Here is a 24,377-nt window from a genome sequence, read left to right on the forward strand (position 1 = left end):
GGGGGCCAAAGCTCCACAACACCATGTTAAAGCTTGCGAAGCCAGTTCCGTATGAACTGTATGAGGAAGCCGTGCTAACAAAACATTTAGGAGGAGACAAAACAATGCAATTCAAAAAATCTTGGGTTATGACTTTGGCTTTAACAAGCGTACTAGCACTTTCAGCTTGCGGTAATGGTGGGGCAAACAACACGGGAGGAAACGCTGCAGCTACAAATGAAGGTAGCGGCGCTAAAATAAGTGGTTCGATTCTAGCTTCAGGTTCAACAGCATTACAACCATTGGTTGAGCTGGTAGCCGAGAATTTCATGGATAAAAATGCTGGTGTGGACATTCAAGTTCAAGGCGGCGGCAGTGGTACTGGTCTTACTCAAGTAGCTGAGAAACAAGTAGATATCGGTAACTCTGACGTATTCGCAGAAGAAAAACTAAAAGATGCAGATGCAGAAAAAGCAGCAGCTCTTGTAGATCATCAAGTAGCAGTAGTAGCGATCGCAGCAGTAACTCATCCGGATGCTGGTGTAGACAGCTTGACTAAGCAACAACTTATCGATATTTTCACAGGAAAAGTTACAAACTTTAAAGAAGTTGGCGGAGCGGATCAAAAAATCCAAATCATCAACCGTCCAGGCAGCTCCGGTACTCGCGCAACCTTTGAAAGCTTTGCACTTGGAACTAAAACTGAAGATATCCCAGGATCGATTCAAGAAGACTCCTCCGGTACTGTTAAGAAAATGATCGGAGAAACTCCAGGGGCTATCGGTTATCTGGCTCTTTCATACCTTGATGATTCAATCAAAACACTTAGCCTTGATGGTGTAGAAGCATCTGTAGACAATGTTATTTCTGGTAAATATCCAGTATGGGCTTACGAGCACATGTACACAAACGGCGAACCAAATGAAACAGTAAAAGCATTCCTTGACTTTTTCTTGACAGACGAAGTACAAACAGGTGAAGTCGTTGAGCTTGGATACATTCCAGCAGTAAAAATGCAAGTTACTCGTGACGTTGCAGGAAATGTTACAGCCAAGTAATTCACTTCTAAGTAATTTGTAAGGATTAGAATCTCAAGTGATTAGAGGCGGATACATCTGCCTCTCTTTTCACTTTAGAAAGAGGGAGCAATTGAGGGTGAAACTAAAGAACTCACGCATCGAGAAACATCATATTGAAGATTTTGTGGGACGTACATATATGTCCTTCTGTGTACTGCTATTGATAACAATCATTGTATCGATGGTATATTTTGTAGCGTCTAAAGGTATTTCAACTTTCACAAGTGGTGATGTTAGCGTTACTGATTTTCTATTCGGAACAAAGTGGTCACCTGAAGCAGATACGCCATCCTTTGGTGCTTTTCCGTTTATCACGGGATCCTTCTTAGTTACTCTACTTGCAGCATTGATTGCTAGTCCACTTAGCCTTTGCGCTGCGCTGTTCATGACTGAGATTGTCCCAGGATGGGGTAAAAAATTGCTTCAGCCCGTAATCGAGCTGTTGGCAGGTATCCCTTCAGTTGTTTATGGTTTCATCGGATTAAGTGTTATTGTACCGTTTCTACGCAACAACCTGCCTGGTCAAGGCATCGGGGTAGCTGCAGGCGCGCTTGTGCTCTCGGTCATGATTCTTCCGACGATTACAAGCGTGGCTACAGACGCGCTGGCTTCATTGCCGCAAAATTTAAAGGAATCCTCCTATGCGCTTGGTGCCACCCGGTGGCAGACGATCTCTCGAGTGATTATTCCGACAACGTTTCCTGCTATTATGACTGGTATTGTACTGGGGATGGCACGTGCATTCGGTGAAGCCCTTGCTGTACAGATGGTTATCGGGAATGCGCCATTCGTACCAAAATCACTCTTTGAATCAGCTTCTACCCTGACGAGTGTAATCACGCTTGGAATGGGGAACACAACCATGGGCTCTGCGCACAATAATGCTCTGTGGAGTATGGCACTGGTTCTTATGCTGATGACCTTTGTATTTGTCTTCTTTGTGAGACTGCTTGAAAGGAGAAATAAAATTTGAAGCCGAGAACCGTAAATAAAATTGCCACAAGCCTTATTGTGTTTTTCGCATTGCTCATCGTAGCTATTCTGGTTGGTCTATTAGGATATATCCTCTTTCGGGGTCTTAGTCACATTAGTTGGGATTTTCTATTCTCTGCACCGCAAAAAATTCGAGCAGGTGGAGGAATTGGCCCTCAGCTATTCAACTCCTTATTCCTTTTGGTACTCACGCTAATAATTACAGTACCTCTAGGACTGGGTGCCGGTATTTACATGGCTGAATATGCTCGTCCGGGAAAAATCACCGGCTTTATTCGCTTAATTGTTGAGGTATTATCTTCGTTCCCTTCAATCGTAGTCGGCTTGTTTGGTCTATTGCTGATTGTTAACTATTTTAATCTTGGCTTTTCCTTAATCTCTGGAGCACTGGCATTGACGGTCTTTAATCTACCGCTGATGGTTCGGATTACGGAGCAAGCTTTCCGTAGTGTTCCGAAGCAACAAAAAGAGGCTGGTTTTGCACTAGGATTGTCCAAGTGGAAAATCGTAACCTCCGTGTTGTTCCCAGTAGCATTACCAACGATTATTACGGGTACTATTTTGTCTGCTGGCCGTGTCTTTGGGGAAGCAGCCGCGTTGATGTTCACTGCAGGAATGAGTAGCCCAAGACTAGATTTCACTAACTGGAATCCACTTAGTCCGAACTCACCACTGAATCCTTTCCGTCCAGCTGAAACACTGGCTGTTCATATCTGGAAGGTAAATAGTGAAGGCCTTGCTCCTGATGCCGCGCAAATTGCTGCGGGAGCTTCAGCAGTACTTGTTATTATGGTGTTGATCTTCAACTTGGCAGCACGTTATTTCGGTAGATTTATTTATCGTAAGCTTACAGCTTCAAAAAGAATGAACTAATTCCTAAAAACTAAAGTAGAGATGTAGGAGGAGTAATCGATGGGAACGTCGGCAACAGCAGTGCGTGAATCTTTTCAAACCGAGGACCTGAGTATTTTTTATGGAACATATGAGGCAGTAAAGGGGATTAGTCTTCCTTTTGCTGAAAATACGGTTACTGCACTGATCGGCCCATCCGGCTGTGGTAAATCAACCTTTCTTCGTTCACTGAACCGTATGAATGACGAAATCTCCGGATCAACAACCAAAGGAAGCATCTGGATTGATGGCGTTGATATTAATGCTCCTGGCACAGACGTTATCAAACTGCGTCAGAAGATCGGTATGGTTTGGCAAAAGCCCAATCCGTTCTATAAATCCATTTATGATAACATCGCCTTTGGACCGAAGTACCATGGGGTAAAAGGAAAAAAAGCACTCGATGAGATTGTAGAGAGCAGCCTTCGTAAAGCAGCATTGTGGGATGAAGTGAAGGACCGGTTAAAAGATTCAGCATTAGCTTTGTCCGGTGGACAACAGCAGCGCCTTTGTATTGCAAGAGCGTTGTCAGTTAACCCACAAATTCTACTCTTGGACGAACCAGCATCTGCACTAGATCCGGTTTCCACTGGTAAAGTAGAGGAGCTCATCAAGGAGTTAAAAGAAGAGCTACGCATAGTAATCGTGACACACAACATGCAGCAAGCTGCACGGATTTCTGATTATACGGCTTACTTCTATCTGGGATCCCTTATAGAATACGATAAGACGGATAAGGTCTTTACTAATCCTGAGAATCAAATGACACAAGAATATATCATGGGTCGTTTCGGCTGAAGCCATTCAACATCGTTCCTTAGGGAACGGTGTTTTTTGTTTCTATTATTTGCAAAAGGCAGATAGATACTGTATCATTAATGATAATGATTATCATTATTACTATAGGGAGTGGATCTCATGACACAAACTCAACCGACTCAAAAGAATAGCGTAGCTGAAGTAATAAGAGAAAGACGCTCTATTAAGCTTTTTAAAAAAGATCCACTGCCACAAGGTCTCTTAGAGGAATTGTTAAATGTAGCTGTATGGGCGCCGAATCATGGGGTGCGTGAGCCGTGGAGATTTATTGCTTTTCAAGGTGATGGTACAAAGTTCTTGGCTGAAGCGGCATTTGCTTTCGTGAAACGTGCTTTTTCTGATCCTGAAGTGGCTGCTAAGCGAAAAGAATATATCTCAAATATTCCTTTAACGTTAATTGTGGTGATGCCTGAGGATCCTCGGCAGAGAGAGTGGGATGAGGATTTTGCAGGAGTGTCAGCACTTGTGCAGAACTTCCAGCTAGCAGCTTGGGAGCAAGGCGTGGGAACGATTTGGAAGACCGATCCTTATATCAATAATCCTGAATTCCGTAACAAAATTGGTGTGAAGCCAGGAGAGAAGATCATAGCTATGATCCATGCCGGATACCCGGAGACTGTGCCAGACAGCCGTCCACGCACGGATGCTTCTGAACTATTGAAGATCATTGATAGCTATCCAGAGAACGATGTAGTGGAATAAGTAGAAGGTTTTACGGTATTTGAATAATGAATATTAAAAGAATATATATCCGAAGCATCCGAAGGGGTGCTTTTTTGTTGTAAGTTCAAGCTCCTAATGTCGTATGGTCGGATAGCAAAATCGCGTTAAATGTTTATAGCAATATATAATGTACATAATGAATGATATTGATTACAATTTGGTTATGTGGATGAATTTAAATAAGGAGGGAAAAGCGTGGGGGAGAACAAGAACATCAAGATGAAACTGGCACGTATACAAAAAGATCTTTCCCAAGAACAGTTAGCGGAAGTTGTAGGGGTTACAAGACAGACGATTGGTCTGATTGAAGCCGGGAACTATAACCCAACGCTTAAGTTGTGCATAGCTATCTGCAAGGCATTGGATCGATCTTTAAACGATATTTTTTGGGAGGAATAAGGGTGAGCAGGACAAGGATTAAGGATGAGCGGATTATCAGTGAAATTCAGAAGTTTAGTACGCATGGTTTTATGATTGTGGTCGTGGGCTTTATGGTTAGTCTTTTGGTAAAAGTGTTTATTCTGCAATGGGACATTAAGTATTGGTTAGATACGTTTGTGATTGTGATGGCAGGGTGTTTGTATATAACTGTTCGTTCCGTCAAAAATGGAATATATCTGTTACCGAGTAAAGAAGGCGATGTAAGACGGTATAAGAAAATCAATTTAATTGGGGGAGCTGTCAGTACGTTAATATGGGCCGCTTTAATGTTCCTATCTGATTTTAGAAAAGCCGGGGAGTTGGATATTGCTAAAAGTATCATGAGCACCCTTGTGGGTTCCGTTATATTTTTCGTTGGGATAACATGGATTCAGTGGTTCATTATTAAAAGATCTAATAAAAATGCGGACAAAAGTCTAGATGGTTAAGAAAACTAATAATTCACTCTTGTAAAACTAATATGATTAGTTTATATTTAAGCTAATACCATTAGTTTTATGGAGGGGTAATGATGAGAGTAACGCGTGAAGGTCATTTATTACAGCTAACTTGGATGCCAAGAGTGTTTCCTGTGAATTGTTACATCATTGAGGAAGAAAATGAGTTGACTTTGATAGATGCGGCAATGCCGTTCAGTGTAAAAGGAATTATAGATACCGCAGTGAAGCTTGATAAAAAGATCACTCGTATTATATTGACGCATGCTCATGATGATCATATAGGTGCACTGGATGAGCTAAAGAGACAGCTTCCAGAGGCTCAGGTGTACATTTCAGAAAGGGATGCAGCATTGCTTAGTGGAGATCGTTCACTTCGTGAGGGAGAACCTCAGACTCCTATAAAGGGAGGCGTGCCCAAGAAGGTAACAACGAGACCAGATGTATTGCTCTATGATGGAGATACCATTGGTTCATTAACAGCAATTCTAACTCCTGGTCATACCCCTGGATCTATGTCTTTCATTGATTCACGAAGCGGCGCTGTTATCGTTGGAGATGCTTTTCAAACCTTCCGGGGAACCGCAGTTTCAGGAACCGTAATTCCTTGGTTTCCGTTTCCGGCTCTGGCAACCTGGAGTAAAGATCAAGCATTAAAAAGTGCAATTAAGCTTCTAGAGGCTTCCCCGACTATACTGGCTACTGGACATGGAGACTTACTTAGAAACCCAGTACAAACCATGGAGAAAGCTATTCACAAAGCACAAATGATTCAAGATAGGAGTAATTAAAATGTCACCTAGAGCAGGATTAGATCGTCGTACGCTAGTTATTGCAGCAGCAGAAATCGCCGATCATGAAGGGATAGAGGCCGTAACCTTAGCCGCATTGGCTAACAAATTAGGTGTTCGTTCTCCGTCTTTATACAATCACATTAACGGGCTACAGGAATTGCGCACACAACTTGCAATTTATGGACTAGGGGAGCTTTCCGATGCAATGAACAACGCAGCTAAAGGCTTTAGTGGAGACGCCGCTGTACAGGCGATGGGGCGAGCGTATGTGGACTTTGCTAGAAGCAGATCTGGATTATACGAGACAACGTTGCGAGCCCCTGAACAGGCAAATACGGAGCTGGAAACGGCAAGTGATCATATTTTGAAGCTTATCATTCATGTGATGAAGGATTATCAATTGGGTGAGGAAGGAGAAATTCATGCAGTACGCGGGTTACGAAGCATTCTGCATGGCTTTGCCTCTTTGGAACAAAAGGGCGGTTTTGGAATGGCGCTTGATACGAATGTAAGCCTATCTCGGCTCATCAGTACTTATATTGCTGGGATCGGAAATATGAAGTCTAAATAATGGAGTATATAGGAGATGATGTTGTGATGTATAAGGGATATGAAAAGGAAAGTGTTATCACCTTTGAGGAAACAGCAGAAATCGTTGCCACGATTGGGATTTTGCCGCTTGCCACTCTGATTCCTGAGCACCCATCTTTAAATGGATTAACGAAAGCGGAGAATTGGCATACGGGTTCAGAGCTAGATCCATGGTCATGGCGTGTAAGGTTTCCTGGTGAAGGCCTGGCTGGATACGGTAAATTTGTTAAGAAGAAAGCTATCTTGGTCTCTAGGGAGTGGTTTCCAGCATTTGTGGCAGCTGTAGGTAGTACTAAATCTATAGAAGATCGTTATAATGACGGATTGGCGAGCAGAGAAGCAGTGACTTTACTGCAAATTATCCGTCAACATCAAGGGATTGATACGCGTATACTTCGTGTTGAAGCTGATATGAAGGCTAAAGAAAAGAAGACGGCTTTTGATAATGCGGTTACGGAGCTTCAGGCATCACTAGACATCGTTATTTCAGGCGTAAAAGAACGCCAAAATACAGAAGGTGAGAAAAATGGCTGGAGCAGTACCTCGTTTGAGACTGTAAGCCACTGGATGGAAGATAACGGTCTTTCCTTATTTGAAGGCGATAGGGAAGAGGCAATAGCTTGGCTACATTCCAAAATGAATGGCATATGGTCGCCTACAGCAATAGCCTGGACGAACAAAGCATTCTCATGGAAATAAAAACGGTTAATCACTACTCCCATGAGAGTGATTAACCGTAAGCGTTTTCTAATAAAATCATATCCATCACATTATTGTTCCAACATAGGTGCCAAGTAAGCAATCAGGAAATACAAGAATCCGAAAAACAGCATAACATAGGCGGTATATTTGATTGCATTAGATGCAACAATTCTTGAATCCACCGGTGCTTGAATTTCGAGCTGTTCTTCTTCAACGCTATCAATTTCATTGGATATTGGGTCTCTCAACATGATAATCCCCTCCTTGGAAATTAGATCCTTAACTGTATTGTGACATATTTGTGAACGGAAATCAACAATAGTGTGAACAAATATTGAACTTTTATTCAAATTTGGACTATTTATTTTCTAGATATCTAGTATGCAATAAAAAACAACCTGCTTTTGTCCTCGGAAGAGGAACCAAGCAGGTTGTTTGGCATTTTATTTATTCAATAATTTAAGCGAACAATTTAAGCCCAATCTCCATCACGGAAGATAGGTACGGTTGTTCCATCATCCTTAATACCATCAATGCTCATTTCAGGTGAACCCATCATAAAATCAACATGTGTATGGCTTTGGTTCATTCCTTTTCCCTGCAATTGTTCTTTGGTCATTGTCGTACCCTCTTGAAGGGTAAAGGCATATGCTGCACCTAACGCCAAATGGCAGGAGGCATTCTCATCATATAATGTGGTGTAATATAGAATTCCGCTCTCGGAGATCGGGGAGTGGAAAGGCACCAAAGCGACTTCTCCAAGATAAGCAGAGCCTTCATCTAACGCGATAAGGGAAGCTAGCGTTTCTGAACCTTTTTCAGCGGTGAAATCCGTTACTTTGCCGTTCTCAAAGGTGAGGGTGAAATTGTCAATAAGATTACCCCCATAGCTAAGCGGCTTAGTGCTGCTTACCTTACCATTCACACCAGACTTCAGTGGGGCAGTAAATACTTCTTCTGTAGGGATATTGGCTAGGAAAGGGACTCCTTTGCCATTGACAGCTCCTGCTTGACACCAAATATGCCCTTCTGGTAGCTCAATCGTCAAATCGGTTCCATGTCCTGTATAGTGCAGCTTGCGGAACTTATTATCATTCAAAGCAGTACAACGTGCCTTCAGGCCATCTAAATGTTGACTCCATGCTTGAATAGGGTCAGCTTGATCCGCACGTGTAGCTTTAAAGATAGCATCCCATAGCAAATCAATCTGCTGATCAGGTGATGCTTCAGGGAATACCTTTGCCGCCCACGATGCTGATGGGAATGCTACAATACTCCAGCTTACGTGATTCCCCATTAACAACTCACGATATGGAGCTAATGTCTGTCCAGAGATCCGCTGATTATCCGCAATTCTTCCTGACTCAACACCGCTCAATAGATCTGGATTCGCTGAAGTTATCGATAGAAATGCTGCACCTTTTTTAGCTAGATCTTCCAATTCATCTGCTTGCCATTGTGGCGGTTCCAAAAAGGAATCGGATGGAGCGAGGTCATAACGAGTACGTGTAACAATCTCATCACTATAATTAACCTTGACGAGCTTCGCACCCGCTTCATAAGCTTTACGTACGACAAGTCGCACTAGTTCTGCGGAAACGATGTCGGAATTTACAACAAGGGTCTGTCCAGGTTGGATATTAACCCCAATCTTCACTGCCAGCAATGCATAATTCTCCAGTTTTTGCTTGAAATCCAACATAGTTTCTACTCCTTTCAATATCTCTAGTCTTTATTTCATATTTACAGTTATTAGAACGCCCAGTTTCCATTAATGAATACAGGTTCTTCTGTTCCATCAGCAGTAATTCCGTAAATATTCATCTCGGCAGAACCGATCATGAAATCCACATGGGTAACGCTATTATTCAATCCATGTGCAATCAGTTCATCCGGAGTCATATCTTTACCGCCTTCTAAACAGAAAGCATAAGCCATACCTATAGCTAGGTGATTGGATGCATTCTCATCAAACAAGGTATTGTAATAAAGAATATTGGACTCTGAGATAGGGGACTTATGTGGAACTAATGCAACTTCACCTAGGTATTTTGCTCCTTCATCCATACTAATGAGGTGCTCTAGTGCTTCTTGTCCTTGCTCTGCACTAACACTAACAATTCGTCCGTTCTCAAAAGTAATAGAGAATCCATCGATAATGTTGCCGCCATGGCTAAGAGGTTTGGTGCTTCTTACGGTGCCATTTACACCAGTCTTTAGAGGAGCGGTAAATACTTCCTCGGTAGGCATATTGGCTACAAAAGAATGACCTTTCGCATTAATGCTGTCACCTTGTGCCCAAATATGACCTTCTGGAAGCTCGATGCTTAGGTCCGTACCAGGTGCTATGTAATGCAGTTTCTTATATTTTTTTGCGTTGAGTACATTTGCTTTTTGATCTAAGGTGTCGAGATGTTCTTGCCATGCAGCTACTGGATCTTCACGATCAAGACGTACGGTGTGGAAAATAGCTTCCCATAGCTTACTTACACGTTCTTCAGCTGGAACATCCGGGAATACTTTATCCGACCAAGCCTGACAAGGTACGGCAACAATACTCCAGCTAACTTTGTCAGACATTTGCATTTCACGATATTTGGTGAGTGCGGCTCCCCGTACTTTTTGATAATTTGAAATGCGTACAGGATCAATACCTTTAAGTGCATCAGGATCTTCCGCGATCACGTTAAGAATAGCCGCACCCTTCTCGGCGAGTTCGGTCATTTCACCTGCGTACCAAGTAGGAGGCTCAGTGAACACTTCTGGTGCAGCATGTTCAAACTGCTGGCGTGTAATGCTTGCATCACTCCAGTTCACCTTCACCAAGCTTGCTCCAATCGCATATGCCTTGGCGGTAATCATACGAACGAAATCAGCTGCAAGAATCGGTGCATTCACCACCAGAATTTGCCCTGGTTGAACGTTAACCCCAATTTGCACAGCTAAATCCGCATATTTACTAAGCTTTGCCTCGAAATCAGTCATCGATATTTCCTCCAATTACTAATAGTTTGGTACTTTACAAGTATTGTACTAAATTATTAACCGCCGGATGAAAAAAGTCAATTACATGGAATTTACAGTGTAAATTGAGGAATTACATTCATTTCAATGCTATACTGAGAGGGGAAATGATTTGATGAATGGAAGGAAGATTAGCGGATGAATTTAGAGATCGTAAGTGCTGAAATGAGCCGTAAAGAGGATAAAAGCTATGTAGGGAGGACGATATTTACTCTCGAAAACCATAAGGCTCCATATGAGATTACTTTTTTCAGTACAAGAGGAACGGAATGGGATTACAGCCTAAGCTTTGCTGGTGAGCCTGGAAGTGAAGAGCAGTTCTTAGAAACTGACGCGCTACTTGAAAATGATGACGATGTATACAATCAGTTGCTTGATGCCGCACTAGATAAACAAGAGATCGTTGAAGAGTAAAACATACAAGTATTGATTGATTACCAGCGGCAATATTCATTGCCGCTGGTTACATCTCGCCTTATCCGATTGTAATCTTACCTTCAGGATATCTGTAAAGTTCCTTACTACCCTTAGGCTTGAGTGCATAAGCTAGAGTAAGCGGACCTGTCCGACCCAGAAACATTAGAAAAATAATGAGCACTTTACCCGCCGTAGTCAATTCTGGAGTAAGTCCCATGGAGAGACCAGAAGTCCCGAATGCAGATACGGATTCAAAGAGTACAGCAAGAAAGTCAGCCTTTTCTGTCACGGATAACAACATCGTAGCAATGACCACTAACATTAGAGACATCAGTGTCATTGTCACGGCTCTATAGACATTTTCTTTGGCGATCCGATGACGAAACATTACAATATCCTCTTTACCCCTTAGTCTTGCAGAAACCGCAGCCACTAGAACAGCGAACGTAGTAATCTTAATTCCCCCACCAGTAGATCCGGGCGCAGCCCCTATGAACATTAGCAGAATCATTAGAAATTGTGTAGATTCCCGCATCAGTGGAATTTCAATCGTAGTGACGCCACCTGAACGTGGTGTTATCGCTTGTAAAAATGTAGCCATCATCTTTCCACCTGCACTCAAGGGCTTCAGCGTAGAATTAAATTCTAGTAAGAAAAATAGAGCAGCCCCAATGACAATCAAAAACATAGAGGTCGAAAGAACAACCTTAGAATGAAGAGTAAGCTTTTTACGTTTTGGAAAGTCAAAAACATCAGACAGGACAATAAAACCGACTCCTCCAAGAAAGATGAGGATCATTGAGGTAAAATTCACGATAGGATCATTTACAAAACGAGTAAGTCCACTAAAGGGCCCATGAATGTCACCGAATAAATCAAAGCCTGCATTATTAAAAATAGATATACTGTGAAAAATCCCAAAATATACAGCTTTCCCGAAAGGCATATCCATCATAAACCTTCCCGCAAACAGAATGGCACCTGTGAGCTGAATAACAAGGGAATAGATCAGGACTCTGCGGATTAACTGGACAATACCCTGCATGGAATTCTGGTTCATAGATTCTTGCATAAGAATTCGCTCTTTAAAGGATATTCGTTTATTAAGGACCAAAGTAATCAAAGTGGCCATCGTAATAAAACCCAATCCCCCAAACTGAAATAATACGAGTAGAACAACTTGTCCAAAAGTAGTCAACTGTGTGCCCGTATCAATGACTGCCAGTCCTGTAACACAGGTTGCCGATGTTGCCATGAATAATGCATCAATAAAAGAAATATGCCCTTCTACGGAGGCGACCGGCAAACTAAGTAAAAAAGTTCCGGCAGTGATAAGTATTACAAATCCTAGTGATAAGACTTTTGGTGGAGTTAATTTCAATCCACCGAAGTTCAGATTAGCCAATTCAATTCTCCTGTCATACGTGAAATTAGAGTAGTGCACACAAAATTATAACATAACTTGCCAGACCTTCCCTAAGTGGAAGGAGGTAATTGACATATTTTATCGAATTATTCTAGAATAACACCCTATTCTGTAACTTTAAAGAGGAGGCTTTCTTTATGGTGATAAGTCCGATTCTGAATCAGATTGGTGCAGTTTTTATTCCGGTAAAGGATATTGAGAAATCCAAAGAATGGTATTGCCAATTGCTTGGTTTGCCTTTAGATGGTGAAGTATTATTCGGGCATCTATACGTGATCCCCATGCAAGGACCAGAAATCGTATTAGACAGCAAAATTTACACTTCTGAGTCCGTTCTTAATATCCCCTCTTTTCATCTAAATACCGAGGATATTGATGCTGCTTATGACTATGTGAAAGCAAATGGCGGAGAGATTCTTACGGATATCGAGCATGACCATTGGTTTAATTTTAAAGATCCTGACGGTAATGTTATTATGGTCTGTCGTTGTTAAAAGGGAGAAACAAATGATAAGAGAAGCTGTTCCTGAAGACGCATTGTATATTGAAGATCTATATCGATTGTTGCTGCCTAATCAAACAGATATACAAGTATCACCGGAGCGACTGAGGCAGATAGCTGAGAATACGGAAAGTTTTCTTTATGTGTACGAAGAAGATGGGACTATTGTTGGGACGCTTCATCTTCATTTATGTATGGATGCTTTATGTGACGATCGACCCTTTGCTGTTATTGAAAGAGTCATCACTGCACAAGAGGTGAGAGGGAAAGGATACGGAGCAAAATTAATGAGGTACGCTGAGCACGTAGCCACCTCTAGGGGCGCCCTTAAGATCATGCTATCGAGTGCGGTCAGAAGAGAGGATGCACATCAATTTTACGAGCATCTTGGATACAATAGCAGCTCCAGTAAGCTGTTCAAAAAGTACTTATAGCTATTTATGATTGGAAGTGATGACATGATGGTTACACTTAAAGTGCTGATACCAGAGGATGCAGAAGAATTACTTCGTTTACAGCATCAGTTGGATCAGGAATCCAAATTTATGTTAATGGAGCCGGATGAACGACAATCCAGTCTGAACCAGGTCAAAGAGATGCTCGAAACCTTCGCTTCAGCAGATACTTCAATCGTTATTGGAGCAGAGGTTGAAATGACCCATAATGAGCTAGCTATGTCGCTATATATCAAAAATGGGTTTGAGATTGAAGGGACGAAAAGAAAATCACTTGTAATTGATGGACAATGGGTAGATGAATATTACATGAGTAAGATTTTGATAAAAGAAAAAAGGATAGAGGATCAGATTTAATCTGATAACTCTATCCTTTTTTTTATGATTAAAAGCTTATGAATTCTCAAGCTCTGACGATTCAGTGTCACCAGTGGTCTCAATGATGACCTCAACCTTGCGTACACGGTATCTGTTCATTTCACGAATGATTAAGGTTACGTTGTCATGTACAATGCTTTTGCCAACGGCCGGATCTGGGATATGACTGTATAACCAGCCACCAATCGTTGTCACTTCCTCATGTTCGAAATCAAGACCGGTAAGCTCCTTGACCTCAATTAAAGATACCTTACCATCGAACAGATAATTTGTATCGCTTAGTTTCTCAATTTCTCTGCGCTCATCACCGTCAAATTCATCTCGAATTTCACCAACGATTTCTTCCAAAATATCTTCAATCGTGATGAGTCCAGACGTTCCACCATATTCATCAAGCAGCAGGGCGATATGCACCCGCTCCAACTGCATACGTGTTAAAAGGTTCTTAACAGGTGTTACCTCAGATACGGTTAGGACTGGCTGAATCAAGCCTTTGAAATCAAAATCAGGGTTATTGTCATATTGCAAATAAAGCTGTTTCGTATTAATCATTCCGATGATATTATCCTTGCTACCTTCTGCAACCGGGAAGCGAGTATATTGTTCCTTACGAATAATCTCGAAATTTTCTTTCAATGAATGATTGGTGAAAAGACATACCATATCCGTTCGTGGAACCATGATTTCTTTGGCCAACATCTCGTCAAAAGTAAAGATACGGTTGACATAGCCATATTCAGCTTTATTGATTTTTCCACTTTCATAGCTTTCGGATAAGATCAAACGAATCTCATCTTCACTATGAGCGTCTCCATGCTCACTGGCAGGCTTCATCCCGAAAAGGCGAACAAGCAGATTTGCGGAACCATTCATAAACCAAATGAGTGGGTACAAAATTCTGTAGAACCAAATAATCAGCGGTGATGTAATTTGACCGATTTTTTCCGGAATGTTTATAGCTACTGTCTTCGGAGCAAGTTCCCCGACAACGACGTGTAGGAATGTTGCAATGACGAATGCGAATAAGAACGCAAGAGGGTGACTTACACTTGGACTAATATTAGCCCAGTCGAATACCGGAAGGAGCAACTGCTCAAACGCTGGCTCTGCCAGTGCACCAATACCCAGTGCAGTGATTGTAATCCCGAGCTGACAAGCGGATAAGTATCCGTCAAGATTAGCAGACACTCGTTGTACAGCTAGCGCGTTCTTCTTTCCCTCGATCACCATCTGACTGATCTGACTACCTCTAAGTCTCACCAATGCAAATTCCGTTGCTACAAAAAAAGCGGTTAAAATAATCAAAATAGCCACCAACGTCAAACTAAGTCCTATACCCATATAATCTTTACCATCCCTTTCGTTCCTAAAATAGGTTATACTCATATTATGAGTTCTTATGAACTATTCTACGAACTTTTCAGAGAAATATCAAATGGTGGAGGGAAACAGATATGGAATCATTTGCATTGACTCGTGTGGAGATGTCCAGTCTTCTGCTCTCATTGACCGGATTATCAGACCGGAAACCGCTGAATATCCTCCAAGAGGCATGGACTAAATTTCATCTTGATGAAGTACAAAAGGGGACTTCGTTACCCGCTTTTTTATCTACAGATGTTCCACCCATTTTTCAAAAGATCATTAAGGGGCATGATGTAAAAGGCTTTTCACTCGGTGAAATTGCTTCATTAGGCCATCTAATAGAGTATTCCACTTTGACTGTGACTACTATGCAAAATTGGGTGAAGCGTGATTTTAAGGAGTATCTCGGTTCTCCAAGAGAAGGAAAGAAGTATTCAGTTAATCAGGCAGCACTTCTGTTTATGATCGATGATCTCAAATCGGCCCTAAATTTCGAAAGTATTCGTCAGCTATTCCGATTAATGTTCTTAAAGCCAGATCGAGACGATGATGATCTTATAGAACCGACAAAGCTGTATTACGCATATGCTGGACTGTTTGAAGAGATCAAGAGCAATCCAACTATACAAACCCAATGTAAAGTAGATCAACTTTTACACAAGGAGTTCTCCTGGAAAGAAGATTCCCTGCTTAGAAGTTCCACAGATCGTGTGATCAATCGGCTGACGCATCTTACGAGATCTCAGAGAGAGTCTGTCCGCAACATACTTCTGATAGCCACGATAGCTGTTCAGACCTGTTATTTTCAATCGCTTGCCAGACAATACTTTAATGCAGCTTTATTTCTTGATTTTTGAACGCTTCAATTTTAATATGTATAAGTGAAACAATCAAAAGTAAGTTTCATAAGATATATGTTGGATATAAGGGGGCTTAGAAGTGAATCAAATGACACTGCTGCGGAATCCGAAGCAAAGAAAATTACTCTTCAGTGCAGGCTTAAGCTGGATGTTCGACGCGATGGATGTCGGGATGATTTCTTTTGTTGTAGCGGCTTTAGCCAAAGATTGGAATCTGGGACCGGAGCAGATAGGTATATTGACAAGTATTAACTCCGTGGGCATGGCTGTGGGTGCTGCGGCAGCAGGGATATTAGCCGATCGTTTTGGACGTAAACCGATACTTCTATGGACACTCCTAATTTTCTCGGCTGCGAGTGGGTTATCGGCTTTTGCAACAGGCTTCGGAATACTCTGTGTACTTAGATTTATCGCTGGCTTTGGACTAGGTGGGGAGCTGCCCGTCGCCTCAACATTAGTGTCTGAAAGTATGCCTGCCCGTGAGAGAGGCCGTGCGGTTGTGCTACTAGAGAGCTTTTGGGCGGTTGGATGGATCGCTTCTGCTTTAATTGCATTCTTTGTTATTCCTGATTATGGCTGGCGTGTAGCATTCGGTATTGGTGCTGTTCCCGCTCTATACGCTCTATACTTAAGACGTGCTATAGACGATTCACCGAAGTTTGCTGAGATCAAGAAGGCGCCTGTGTCCTTGAAAAAACGTATCACAACAGTATGGTCACCAGAGTATCGTCGTTCTACGATTATGCTGTGGATTTTATGGTTTACTGTAGTGTTTTCGTATTATGGGATGTTTCTATGGCTACCTACAGTTATGGTACTTAAAGGCTTCAGCTTGGTTAAAAGCTTCGAATACGTGCTTATCATGACGCTAGCTCAGCTGCCGGGTTACTTTACTGCCGCTTACTTCATCGAAAAGTTCGGACGTAAGTTTGTCCTGGTCATCTATATGCTGTTCACTGCCGTTAGTGCGGCATGGTTCGGAAATGCAACTACAGAAGGCATGCTGATGGCGGCCGGGATTTGCTTATCGTTCTTTAATCTCGGAGCATGGGGTGGCATGTACGCTTATACACCAGAGTTGTACCCAACAACTATTCGTTCAACAGGCGCTGGTTTAGCGACTTCCTTTGGACGGATTGGTGGCATCATCGCTCCTTTGTTAGTAGGGGTGCTGGTAGGTAAATCTATAGCGATTGGCTCGATCTTCATGTTATTTTTTGTAACGATTATTATCGGTGCGTTAGCGGTGCTCTTCCTAGGAAAAGAGACAAAGGGAACGGAGCTCCTGTAGAGGATAATTCTTCATTACATACTTGATGTTAATCTACCAACAATGCTAAAATTTAATAAGAACAAAACGGTTCCTTCACAGTTGTGAACAGGGCCGTTTTTTTTAACATTAGAAACTACTATATATTTAGGGCCCCCGCAAAGAAGGCGTTATGCTTGCATTAGTCCTTCTTTTATAAGAACGGAGCGATCGAACATGAGTAAGGATAGGAATCAGCCTCATTTCACGGAATTAGTCTGGGAAAGTACGGAACAAAACGTTCCTATTCCCCCGCGAAATTCATCAGAACCAGCGCTGCCAAAGTTATCTACTGCAAATGTAGGGAAGCCTAAAGCGTCGTCTGAACCTTCTTTACAGCTTCAGCTTTGGGATCTGGAGACCGACACGCCGGAGCCTGTGACAACTACCGAAGGTCAGTTTGTAGCTAGAGCGAAGGAGTTGGAACATAGAACCGAGGATTCGGCGCTATTTATTCCTTTTAAGAGTTACTGGCCAACGTATGGTCATATGACAGGCACGCAAAGTAGATGGTATTTTTATTGGCGCAATGAAGTTAGACAGGGTAGATATCCTAAAACGGATCTTTCATATATTTTTCTGCACGTGTATGAGCTTATTAATGGTGTGGGTTGGCAAGATCCTTATGATGGCTATAAGCAGCTCAGTCAAATCTGGGAAGCTTATCGTGAAAATTATAAACGTCTGGATCAATATTTGGGTGGTTGGATCGCGGACTTCTCGTTTGTTCATCATTTGGATGTGCCTCTATCTTTAATCGTTGCTCGTTCACGCGGTCTTGCCGGAGATCTGGCAGAGCTAGAGTTAGAGAGATGTCTTACTGTAGCTCCTGAGCAGTTAACCTTTACAGTATTAACAGCAATGTCGGACTACGATATTAGTAAATCGAAGTTTTATATGGGGGAAGGTAAAGAAGCCCTCGAACGATATATTCCACAGGTAGTGGCATTAATCAACGCTTATGTCAGTCGGAAACATGGCTCGAATTTGGTTGAAATGTTCCCACCAGGCCCCTCAGTAATGCGGGAGCGTTATTTATTTCGTAGCGCCGTATATGATATTTCGCTATATGGTTATTCAGTACTTATACCGGTTGTGCGTATCAGTAAATCTCCACCGCTTCGCAGTTTGATTACAAGGCTATTCCGTTTGACTGAGAATAAATTACGGGAACTGCTGGGGTATCGAGGACGGCTCAAAGGGGTTAATGTGGATGCGGATATGGATGACCTTATCACTCGTTTTCTGAAGCGGGAATTTGAGAAAGAGAAACAGGAAGATAAGGGGCCGGCAGTAGTTATTGATCGTGAGAAGCTTGAAAAGCTGCAGAGTGATTCCGAGATTGTACGAACCATGCTTACGGTTGAGGAAATGAATGAGCTGGAAGAACTTGAGGATAGCGGTTTTGAGATTACTAATGAGGAATCCGAGCTTGAAGATGTAGTAGAAAAAGAAGAATTTGAAGATATTGAAGATGAAATCATTGTACCGCTTCAGTCTCCTGAGCCTGAATTAACTATAGAAGAAATTCAATCTGCTAACGTAGATACGGAGTGGGAGCAGTTCTCTAATGCTTTAAGTCCACTCCAACACGAAGCTCTGATTGCGTTAATGAACGAAGACGGAACACAATCGATACAGAAAATAGCGGCTGCAAATGGCACGATGTCAGAACTCTTGATTGATGAGATCAATGATATCGCAATGGACATTCTAGGTGATTTGATCATAGATGGTGAAGAAATTGCAGAAGAATATAAAATTCATCTGCTTAATATTTAATGGGGTGAACTTTGGATGAATGGTTTAAAAATACCCAAACGCATGACGACAGCGCTAGTCAATTCACTGACAGCCGGTGTGGTTCCGCGTATCGGACTAGAGCATATAGCCGTTGGCCGCCGGCCAGAGATTGAAGCGATATTGAGAGATATGGATAATATTGCGGAGGGTGGAGCTGCTTTTAAGCTGATTACAGGCAAATTCGGTAGCGGCAAAAGCTTTCTTTTGCAGATGATCCGCAATTATGCGATGGATCGGGATTTTGTAGTAGCCGATGCGGATCTATCCCCTGAACGAAGATTAGTGGGAACGAAAGGACAAGGTCTAGCTACATATAGAGAGCTGATGAGTCATTTGTCTACCCGGACGCGTCCAGATGGAGGCGCTCTGGAGATTATTTTGCAAAAATGGATCATTACGCTTCAGCAGTCTGTGATGCAAGAGAATGAATATGGCCCTGATCACCCCCAGCTTGGAGACGAGGTAGAGAAACGAATCTATGCTGTAGCCTCCGAAATGCGCGGTTTGGTGCATGGATTTGATTTTGCCAAAGTGCTGGCTTCTTATTGGAATGCCCATAAGCTCGCTGACGATGAATTGAAGCAGGATTCCCTTCGCTGGCTAAGAGGTGAATTCGCTACTCGAACGGAAGCACGAAAAGCACTTGGTGTTGGCGTGATTATTGATGATGATAATTGGTATGATTATATGAAGCTGTGGGCGGAATTCACCTCTGCTATCGGTTATAAAGGACTGCTGCTGTTCATAGACGAAGGCGTCAATCTCTACAAAATCACGAACAGTATCTCACGTCAGAGTAACTATGAAAAGCTGCTTACGATGTTCAACGATACGATGCAGGGCAAGGCAGAAAGCTTAGGGATTTTTATAGGGGGGACTCCGCAATTTGTGGAGGATGGACGGCGTGGATTATTTAGTTATGAAGCGCTGCGTTCAAGATTAGTTGCAGGAAGATACGGCGCAGCAGGTCTGAACAATTATACTGGGCCTATTATTGCACTGGACATGCTCTCACACGAAGAAATTCTGATCCTTTTGCAAAAGCTTAGAGATATCCATGCCCTTCATTATGGTTACGAAGCACAGTTAACACAGGAACAATTGGTTCATTTTATGGAAGAAGCTGTGGGCAGATTAGGGGCAGACGAGCTCCTGACTCCGCGTGAAGTGGTGCGTGATTTCATGGATCTACTTCACACCTTACACCAGCATCCGGAGATCTCTTTCGAGAAGCTAGTGGGCGAACGAACTTCTAAACCTGCTGATACTGAACAAAATGAGTTAGATGGATTCCTCGCGGAGTTTGAATTATGAGTGATAATCCGTTTTATAGGCTGGCTCCCTTTATTAAAGAGTTTATCTATAAGAACCGTTGGGAGACTTTGCGTGAGGCGCAGGTGGATGCCTGTCGTGTACTGTTTGATACGCCGCATCACTTACTGATTGCTTCGGGTACAGCTTCAGGTAAGACAGAGGCGGCTTTTTTTCCAGCGCTTACTGAGCTGTATGAACGTCCTTCCGGTTCGGTTGGTATTCTGTATATCGCTCCTCTGAAAGCATTGATTAACGATCAATTTACACGGCTGAACGATTTGCTCCGTGAAGGCAATATTCCGGTGTGGCACTGGCATGGGGATGTTCCGCAAGCCGATAAGACGAAACTGGTACAGAATCCTTCCGGCGTGCTACAGATTACCCCTGAATCGCTTGAAGGACTATTGATGAACCGTCCGAATGCTATCCCGGCGCTGTTCCATGATCTCCGTTATATTGTCATTGACGAGGTGCATGCCTTTATGGGTACTGATCGGGGGATTCAGGTTCTGAGTCAGCTGGCGAGAATCTCACGAATGGCGGGATGTCATCCGCGTAGAATCGGTCTATCGGCTACGCTTAGCGACTATGCTTCGGTGACGGAGTGGCTGGCGGCAGGTACGCGGGAGAGCGTAGAGGTGTCAGCTCCACAGGGCGGGCGTAAGCTCCGTTTAAGTGTGGAGCATTTCTCTTTCCCGGATGCACGGGATGAAGTGCAGGCGGAGCATTTAGAACGCGCGAAGCAGTCTTATTACGATTTCATTTATGATCATACGCATCTTAAGAAAGCGTTGATCTTCACGAATAGCCGCTCGGATGCGGAGACGGCAACCCTTGAGCTGCGGAGAACGGCCGCGAAGCGTGGGGAACGGGATGTTTTTCACGTTCACCATGGCAGCATCTCCGCGATGCTCCGCGAAGAGACGGAAGCCGCGCTGCGGCAAGGCTCCGGACCTGCAGTTGCGGCAGCGACTTTGACGCTGGAGCTGGGCATTGATCTAGGAGAGCTGGAGCGGGTGCTCCAGGTCGGCGCTCCTTATAGCTGCGCAAGCTTTGTGCAGCGACTCGGCCGCTCGGGCAGGCGCGGTGACGCCGCATCCGAGATGATCTTTGTCACGCCCGAGGAAGAGGATGAGGAAGCGCAGCTTCCGGCACGGATGCCTTGGACGCTGCTTCGAGCGATAGCGGTTATTGAGCTATATGTGCGCGAGAAGTGGGTTGAACCACTGGTGGTGCGCCAGCTGCCAGTCGGGCTGTTATACCATCAGACGATGAGCATATTGAAGAGTATGGGGGAGGCGGAGCCGGAGGATTTAAAGGAGGCTGTACTAAGTTTACCTTCCTTCAATAGCATTGATCCTGCGGACTACGATACCTTCATGACTTATATGCTGGGCATGGGACAAATCGAGAAGATGGATGAAGGCAGCTTGATTATTGGGATGGCGGGGGAGAAGATCGTGAACAACTTCCGCTTCTACGCAGTCTTCAAAGACGATGAAGAGCATGTTGTCTATAACGGGACTGAAGAGATTGGCTCGATCACAACTGTACCACCACCGGGTTACTGTTTTACTCTGGCAGGGAAGCTCTGGAAGGTAGAAGAGGTCGATAATCGACATAAAGCTGTTTATGTAAAAACCTCACGCGGTAAAGTGGATACGTTGTGGCTTGGAGCGGGCGGGGATGTGCATACAAGAATTATGACCAAAATACGTGAAGTGTTAGGCGCAACTGCCTTGTATCCATATTTAGCTCCGAGTGCCGCTGCGCGGCTTGAACGAGCTCGTCGTTTAGCGAAGGAAAGTGGAATGCTTGAACGTTCCGTTATGCCAGCAGGTGGAGATTCGATGTTTATCTTACCGTGGGCGGGTAGTCGGCAATTCCGCACACTAGAGCGCCTTCTTAAGAACAATTTGAAGAGTTCACAGGGTCTTCGTTCTATTGTGCCGATGGAACCTTATTATATGGTGGTTGCAGGCAAAACAGATGCAGAAACGCTGGAAGCGGAGATCATCGCTGAGAGTATGGCTGCCGCTGATCCTTTAACATTGTTATCTCCAGATGAAGCACCCTACCTCGGAAAGTATGACGAGTTCATCCCGCATGAGCTGCTGCGCAAAGCTTTTTCTTTGGATGGATTAGATGTTCCAGGGCTGCTAGAAGTACTAAAACAATGGCGGCAACCACAGTAACTATCTTAAATATTTTTAATCGAGACGCCCGCTTATGCGGGCGTCTCTTTATGTTCGGACGCACAACAACGTGTATCCCCTTGCGCCGATCTAGACTTTCCTCCTATTCCATAAGTTGTATAAAAACAGGGCAGGCAGAGAATAGTATCTAGAAGATTCCTATTAAAGGATGATAACGATGTGGTCTAAAATAGTCTCTTATATTCCAGATTGGACAGTTTTTATGCAGGCAGCCATCACGCTGCTCTTTCCCATAGGGTTATATTACCTTTACAAGCATTTGTATTTTTATGTTGGAAGCGGACGTTCCAAGGAGTCAGGAGCTGACTCTCAGGAGGAACATAAGAAGGCAGACAATGAGGGACTAAAACAGCAGCATCCTGTGTCTTCAGCGATTACCCAAGACTATGATGCCAACCTAACAGTGATAAGAACGGCATTGGGGGAAAACAGTGATGTGCATTTCCGTGAATTCTCAATTAAAAGTATTCAGGCACGTGCCACGTTGGTCTATGTGGAGGGAATGCAGGATGAAGAGCTAATCAATCAACAGGTGCTGCAAAATCTGATGTTTGCCGGTGAAATGCAGGCTTCAGAAGGAATATACACCTATATGAAACAGAATATGCTCCCGCTGGTTCAGCTTAATGAAACCGGAGATTTGGACTATCTGCAGGAGTCTGTCCTGTTTGGCTACACTGCACTGATTGTAGAGGGAATGCGTGAAATGCTGCTGGTTGGCTTTCCAAATGGAGCAGTGCGCGCTATTACTGAGCCGACCTCGGAAGCATTACTACGGGGACCACGGATTGGCTTTACCGAAGTGCTCAGCGAGAATACCTCTATGCTACGGCGCCAAGGACTCAATAAGAATCTGGAAATGAAAAGGGTTGAAGTGGGCAGCGAAATCAAGAAGAATCTGGTTATCGCTTATATGAAAAACATTGTAAATCCTGATCTGTTACAGGAAGTAAAGGACCGAATCTCCAAAATTGATATGGATTTCATTCTGGAATCTGGTTATGTAGAGCAGCTAATCGAGGATGATTATTTAAGTCCGTTTCAGCAAACACAGAACACGGAAAGACCCGATCGTGTGATTGCCTCCTTATTAGAGGGAAGAGTTGCAATTTTGCTTGATGGCACACCGTTTGCACTTATTGTTCCGGTGACGTTCAGTATGCTTTTGCAGTCTCCCGAGGATTACTATGAGCGCTGGTTTCCAGGAACACTATTACGGGTGCTACGGTTTTGCGCATCATTTCTGGCTCTGTTAGCCCCGGCGCTGTATATTTCTTTTATCTCCTTTCATCCGGGGCTAATTCCTACACAACTGGCGATTTCCATTATCGAAACACGCCAAGGTGTACCCTTTCCTGCTTTAATTGAAGTGTTGATTCTGGAGATTTCTATTGAAATCTTACGTGAAGCTGGAATTCGTCTGCCGAAGCCCATAGGTCCGGCAATGGGAATTGTCGGAGGTCTGATCATTGGAGATGCCGCGGTACAGGCCGGTATTGTAAGTCCCTTTCTAGTAATTGTCGTAGCCGTGACAGCGATCTCTTCGTTTTCCATACCGATGTACAGTGCCGGCATTACCCTCCGAATCTTACGATTCGCAGGCATGTTATTTGCGGCGGTCCTGGGCATGTTCGGAACCATCCTGTTTTTTCTGCTGATTTGCAGTCATCTGACTCGACTTTCAAGCTTCGGGGTTCCTTACATCACCCCTATCTCGCCTTTCCGGGGAAGTGACTGGAAGGATTTATTCGTCCGTGCGCCGTTATCCATCATGAAGCGAAGACCAGAGATGCTGAAGACCCAAAAGAAAAAGCGCAGATCCTAGAGAATGTATTCTTATCAGGAACAGAGGGGAGACC

Annotated in this window: 25 protein-coding genes; 20 read left to right on the forward strand and 5 right to left on the reverse strand. The window is 43.5% G+C overall.

Going from position 1 to position 24,377, the window contains the following annotated elements:
• Positions 1–104: 104 nt before the first annotated feature.
• The 10 genes from PAENI_RS27460 to PAENI_RS27505 all read left to right on the forward strand — a co-directional run bounded on the left by PAENI_RS27460 (position 105) and on the right by PAENI_RS27505 (position 7,446).
• Positions 105–1,037 (forward strand): phosphate ABC transporter substrate-binding protein, encoded by a 933-nt coding sequence (locus PAENI_RS27460; protein ID WP_042132223.1) that lies wholly within the window; start codon positions 105–107, stop codon positions 1,035–1,037.
• 91 nt (positions 1,038–1,128) lie between these two features.
• Complete coding sequence (gene pstC / locus PAENI_RS27465; RefSeq protein ID WP_149647445.1) at positions 1,129–2,031, forward strand: phosphate ABC transporter permease subunit PstC; 903 nt, start codon at positions 1,129–1,131, stop codon at positions 2,029–2,031.
• Positions 2,028–2,924 carry a phosphate ABC transporter permease PstA gene (pstA, locus tag PAENI_RS27470; protein WP_042128135.1) on the forward strand — a complete coding sequence of 299 codons (897 nt, stop codon included), beginning with the start codon at positions 2,028–2,030 and terminating at the stop codon, positions 2,922–2,924. Before pstC ends, pstA begins: the two co-directional genes overlap by 4 nt.
• 39 nt (positions 2,925–2,963) lie before the next feature.
• Complete coding sequence (gene pstB / locus PAENI_RS27475; protein ID WP_042188599.1) at positions 2,964–3,740, forward strand: phosphate ABC transporter ATP-binding protein PstB; 777 nt, start codon at positions 2,964–2,966, stop codon at positions 3,738–3,740.
• A gap of 120 nt (positions 3,741–3,860) precedes the next feature.
• Positions 3,861–4,463 carry a nitroreductase family protein gene (locus PAENI_RS27480; protein ID WP_149647446.1) on the forward strand — a complete coding sequence of 201 codons (603 nt, stop codon included), beginning with the start codon at positions 3,861–3,863 and terminating at the stop codon, positions 4,461–4,463.
• 240 nt (positions 4,464–4,703) lie between these two features.
• Entirely contained in the window at positions 4,704–4,883 is a 180-nt protein-coding gene (locus PAENI_RS27485) for a helix-turn-helix transcriptional regulator (RefSeq protein ID WP_042132222.1), read from the forward strand.
• Positions 4,884–4,885: 2 nt separating this feature from the next.
• Positions 4,886–5,353 (forward strand): DUF6773 family protein, encoded by a 468-nt coding sequence (locus PAENI_RS27490; protein ID WP_149647447.1) that lies wholly within the window; start codon positions 4,886–4,888, stop codon positions 5,351–5,353.
• A gap of 83 nt (positions 5,354–5,436) precedes the next feature.
• On the forward strand, positions 5,437–6,153 hold the full coding sequence (locus tag PAENI_RS27495) for an MBL fold metallo-hydrolase (protein ID WP_149647553.1): 717 nt from the start codon (positions 5,437–5,439) through the stop codon (positions 6,151–6,153).
• A 1-nt stretch (position 6,154) separates the two neighbouring features.
• Entirely contained in the window at positions 6,155–6,727 is a 573-nt protein-coding gene (locus PAENI_RS27500) for a TetR/AcrR family transcriptional regulator (protein ID WP_149647448.1), read from the forward strand.
• A 26-nt stretch (positions 6,728–6,753) separates the two neighbouring features.
• Positions 6,754–7,446: an AlkZ-related protein gene (locus PAENI_RS27505; RefSeq protein WP_149647449.1), complete on the forward strand. Its 693-nt coding sequence runs from the start codon at positions 6,754–6,756 to the stop codon at positions 7,444–7,446.
• Between the two features lie 71 nt (positions 7,447–7,517).
• On the opposite strand, the gene PAENI_RS27510 is transcribed toward PAENI_RS27505, so the two are convergent.
• The 3 genes from PAENI_RS27510 to PAENI_RS27520 form a co-directional block, all read right to left on the reverse strand.
• Entirely contained in the window at positions 7,518–7,700 is a 183-nt protein-coding gene (locus PAENI_RS27510; protein WP_042128123.1) for a hypothetical protein, read from the reverse strand.
• 221 nt (positions 7,701–7,921) lie between these two features.
• The gene (locus PAENI_RS27515) at positions 7,922–9,151 is read right to left on the reverse strand and encodes an aminopeptidase (RefSeq protein ID WP_149647450.1); all 1,230 of its coding nucleotides are present in this window, start codon (positions 9,149–9,151) and stop codon (positions 7,922–7,924) included.
• 50 nt (positions 9,152–9,201) lie between these two features.
• Positions 9,202–10,434: an aminopeptidase gene (locus PAENI_RS27520; RefSeq protein WP_149647451.1), complete on the reverse strand. Its 1,233-nt coding sequence runs from the start codon at positions 10,432–10,434 to the stop codon at positions 9,202–9,204.
• A gap of 177 nt (positions 10,435–10,611) precedes the next feature.
• On the opposite strand from PAENI_RS27520, the gene PAENI_RS27525 reads away from it, so the two are divergent.
• Positions 10,612–10,887, forward strand: a complete 276-nt coding sequence (locus tag PAENI_RS27525; RefSeq protein WP_042188584.1) for a hypothetical protein — start codon at positions 10,612–10,614, stop codon at positions 10,885–10,887.
• 61 nt (positions 10,888–10,948) lie between these two features.
• Here PAENI_RS27525 and PAENI_RS27530 read toward each other — a convergent pair whose 3' ends face one another.
• Entirely contained in the window at positions 10,949–12,295 is a 1,347-nt protein-coding gene (locus PAENI_RS27530) for a TrkH family potassium uptake protein (protein ID WP_149647452.1), read from the reverse strand.
• A gap of 158 nt (positions 12,296–12,453) precedes the next feature.
• Here PAENI_RS27530 and PAENI_RS27535 point away from each other — a divergent pair, with 158 nt between their 5' ends.
• The 3 genes from PAENI_RS27535 to PAENI_RS27545 are packed head-to-tail and all read left to right on the forward strand — an operon-like array spanning position 12,454 to position 13,630.
• Entirely contained in the window at positions 12,454–12,810 is a 357-nt protein-coding gene (locus tag PAENI_RS27535; RefSeq protein ID WP_375103045.1) for a VOC family protein, read from the forward strand.
• Positions 12,811–12,823: 13 nt separating this feature from the next.
• Positions 12,824–13,252, forward strand: coding sequence for a GNAT family N-acetyltransferase (locus PAENI_RS27540; protein WP_149647453.1), 429 nt, complete (start codon positions 12,824–12,826; stop codon positions 13,250–13,252).
• A gap of 6 nt (positions 13,253–13,258) precedes the next feature.
• Positions 13,259–13,630: a GNAT family N-acetyltransferase gene (locus PAENI_RS27545; protein ID WP_188114711.1), complete on the forward strand. Its 372-nt coding sequence runs from the start codon at positions 13,259–13,261 to the stop codon at positions 13,628–13,630.
• A 36-nt stretch (positions 13,631–13,666) separates the two neighbouring features.
• Here PAENI_RS27545 and PAENI_RS27550 read toward each other — a convergent pair whose 3' ends face one another.
• Positions 13,667–14,992 carry a hemolysin family protein gene (locus PAENI_RS27550; RefSeq protein WP_042188579.1) on the reverse strand — a complete coding sequence of 442 codons (1,326 nt, stop codon included), beginning with the start codon at positions 14,990–14,992 and terminating at the stop codon, positions 13,667–13,669.
• A gap of 113 nt (positions 14,993–15,105) precedes the next feature.
• Between PAENI_RS27550 and PAENI_RS27555 the strand changes: the two genes are divergently transcribed.
• The 6 genes from PAENI_RS27555 (at position 15,106) to PAENI_RS27580 (ending at position 24,343) form a co-directional block, all read left to right on the forward strand.
• Complete coding sequence (locus PAENI_RS27555; RefSeq protein ID WP_042188578.1) at positions 15,106–15,873, forward strand: DUF1836 domain-containing protein; 768 nt, start codon at positions 15,106–15,108, stop codon at positions 15,871–15,873.
• Positions 15,874–15,964: 91 nt separating this feature from the next.
• Positions 15,965–17,167, forward strand: a complete 1,203-nt coding sequence (locus PAENI_RS27560; RefSeq protein WP_042193977.1) for an MFS transporter — start codon at positions 15,965–15,967, stop codon at positions 17,165–17,167.
• A 195-nt stretch (positions 17,168–17,362) separates the two neighbouring features.
• On the forward strand, positions 17,363–18,967 hold the full coding sequence (locus PAENI_RS27565) for a TerB N-terminal domain-containing protein (protein ID WP_149647455.1): 1,605 nt from the start codon (positions 17,363–17,365) through the stop codon (positions 18,965–18,967).
• 15 nt (positions 18,968–18,982) lie between these two features.
• On the forward strand, positions 18,983–20,302 hold the full coding sequence (locus tag PAENI_RS27570) for an ATP-binding protein (protein WP_149647456.1): 1,320 nt from the start codon (positions 18,983–18,985) through the stop codon (positions 20,300–20,302).
• The gene (locus PAENI_RS27575; protein WP_149647457.1) at positions 20,299–22,497 is read left to right on the forward strand and encodes a DEAD/DEAH box helicase; all 2,199 of its coding nucleotides are present in this window, start codon (positions 20,299–20,301) and stop codon (positions 22,495–22,497) included. Before PAENI_RS27570 ends, PAENI_RS27575 begins: the two co-directional genes overlap by 4 nt.
• A 178-nt stretch (positions 22,498–22,675) precedes the next feature.
• Positions 22,676–24,343, forward strand: coding sequence for a spore germination protein (locus PAENI_RS27580; RefSeq protein ID WP_149647458.1), 1,668 nt, complete (start codon positions 22,676–22,678; stop codon positions 24,341–24,343).
• Positions 24,344–24,377: the final 34 nt, after the last annotated feature.

This window comes from Paenibacillus sp. B2(2019) (assembly GCF_008370385.1).
In the GTDB taxonomy this organism is placed as follows: domain Bacteria; phylum Bacillota; class Bacilli; order Paenibacillales; family Paenibacillaceae; genus Paenibacillus_AQ.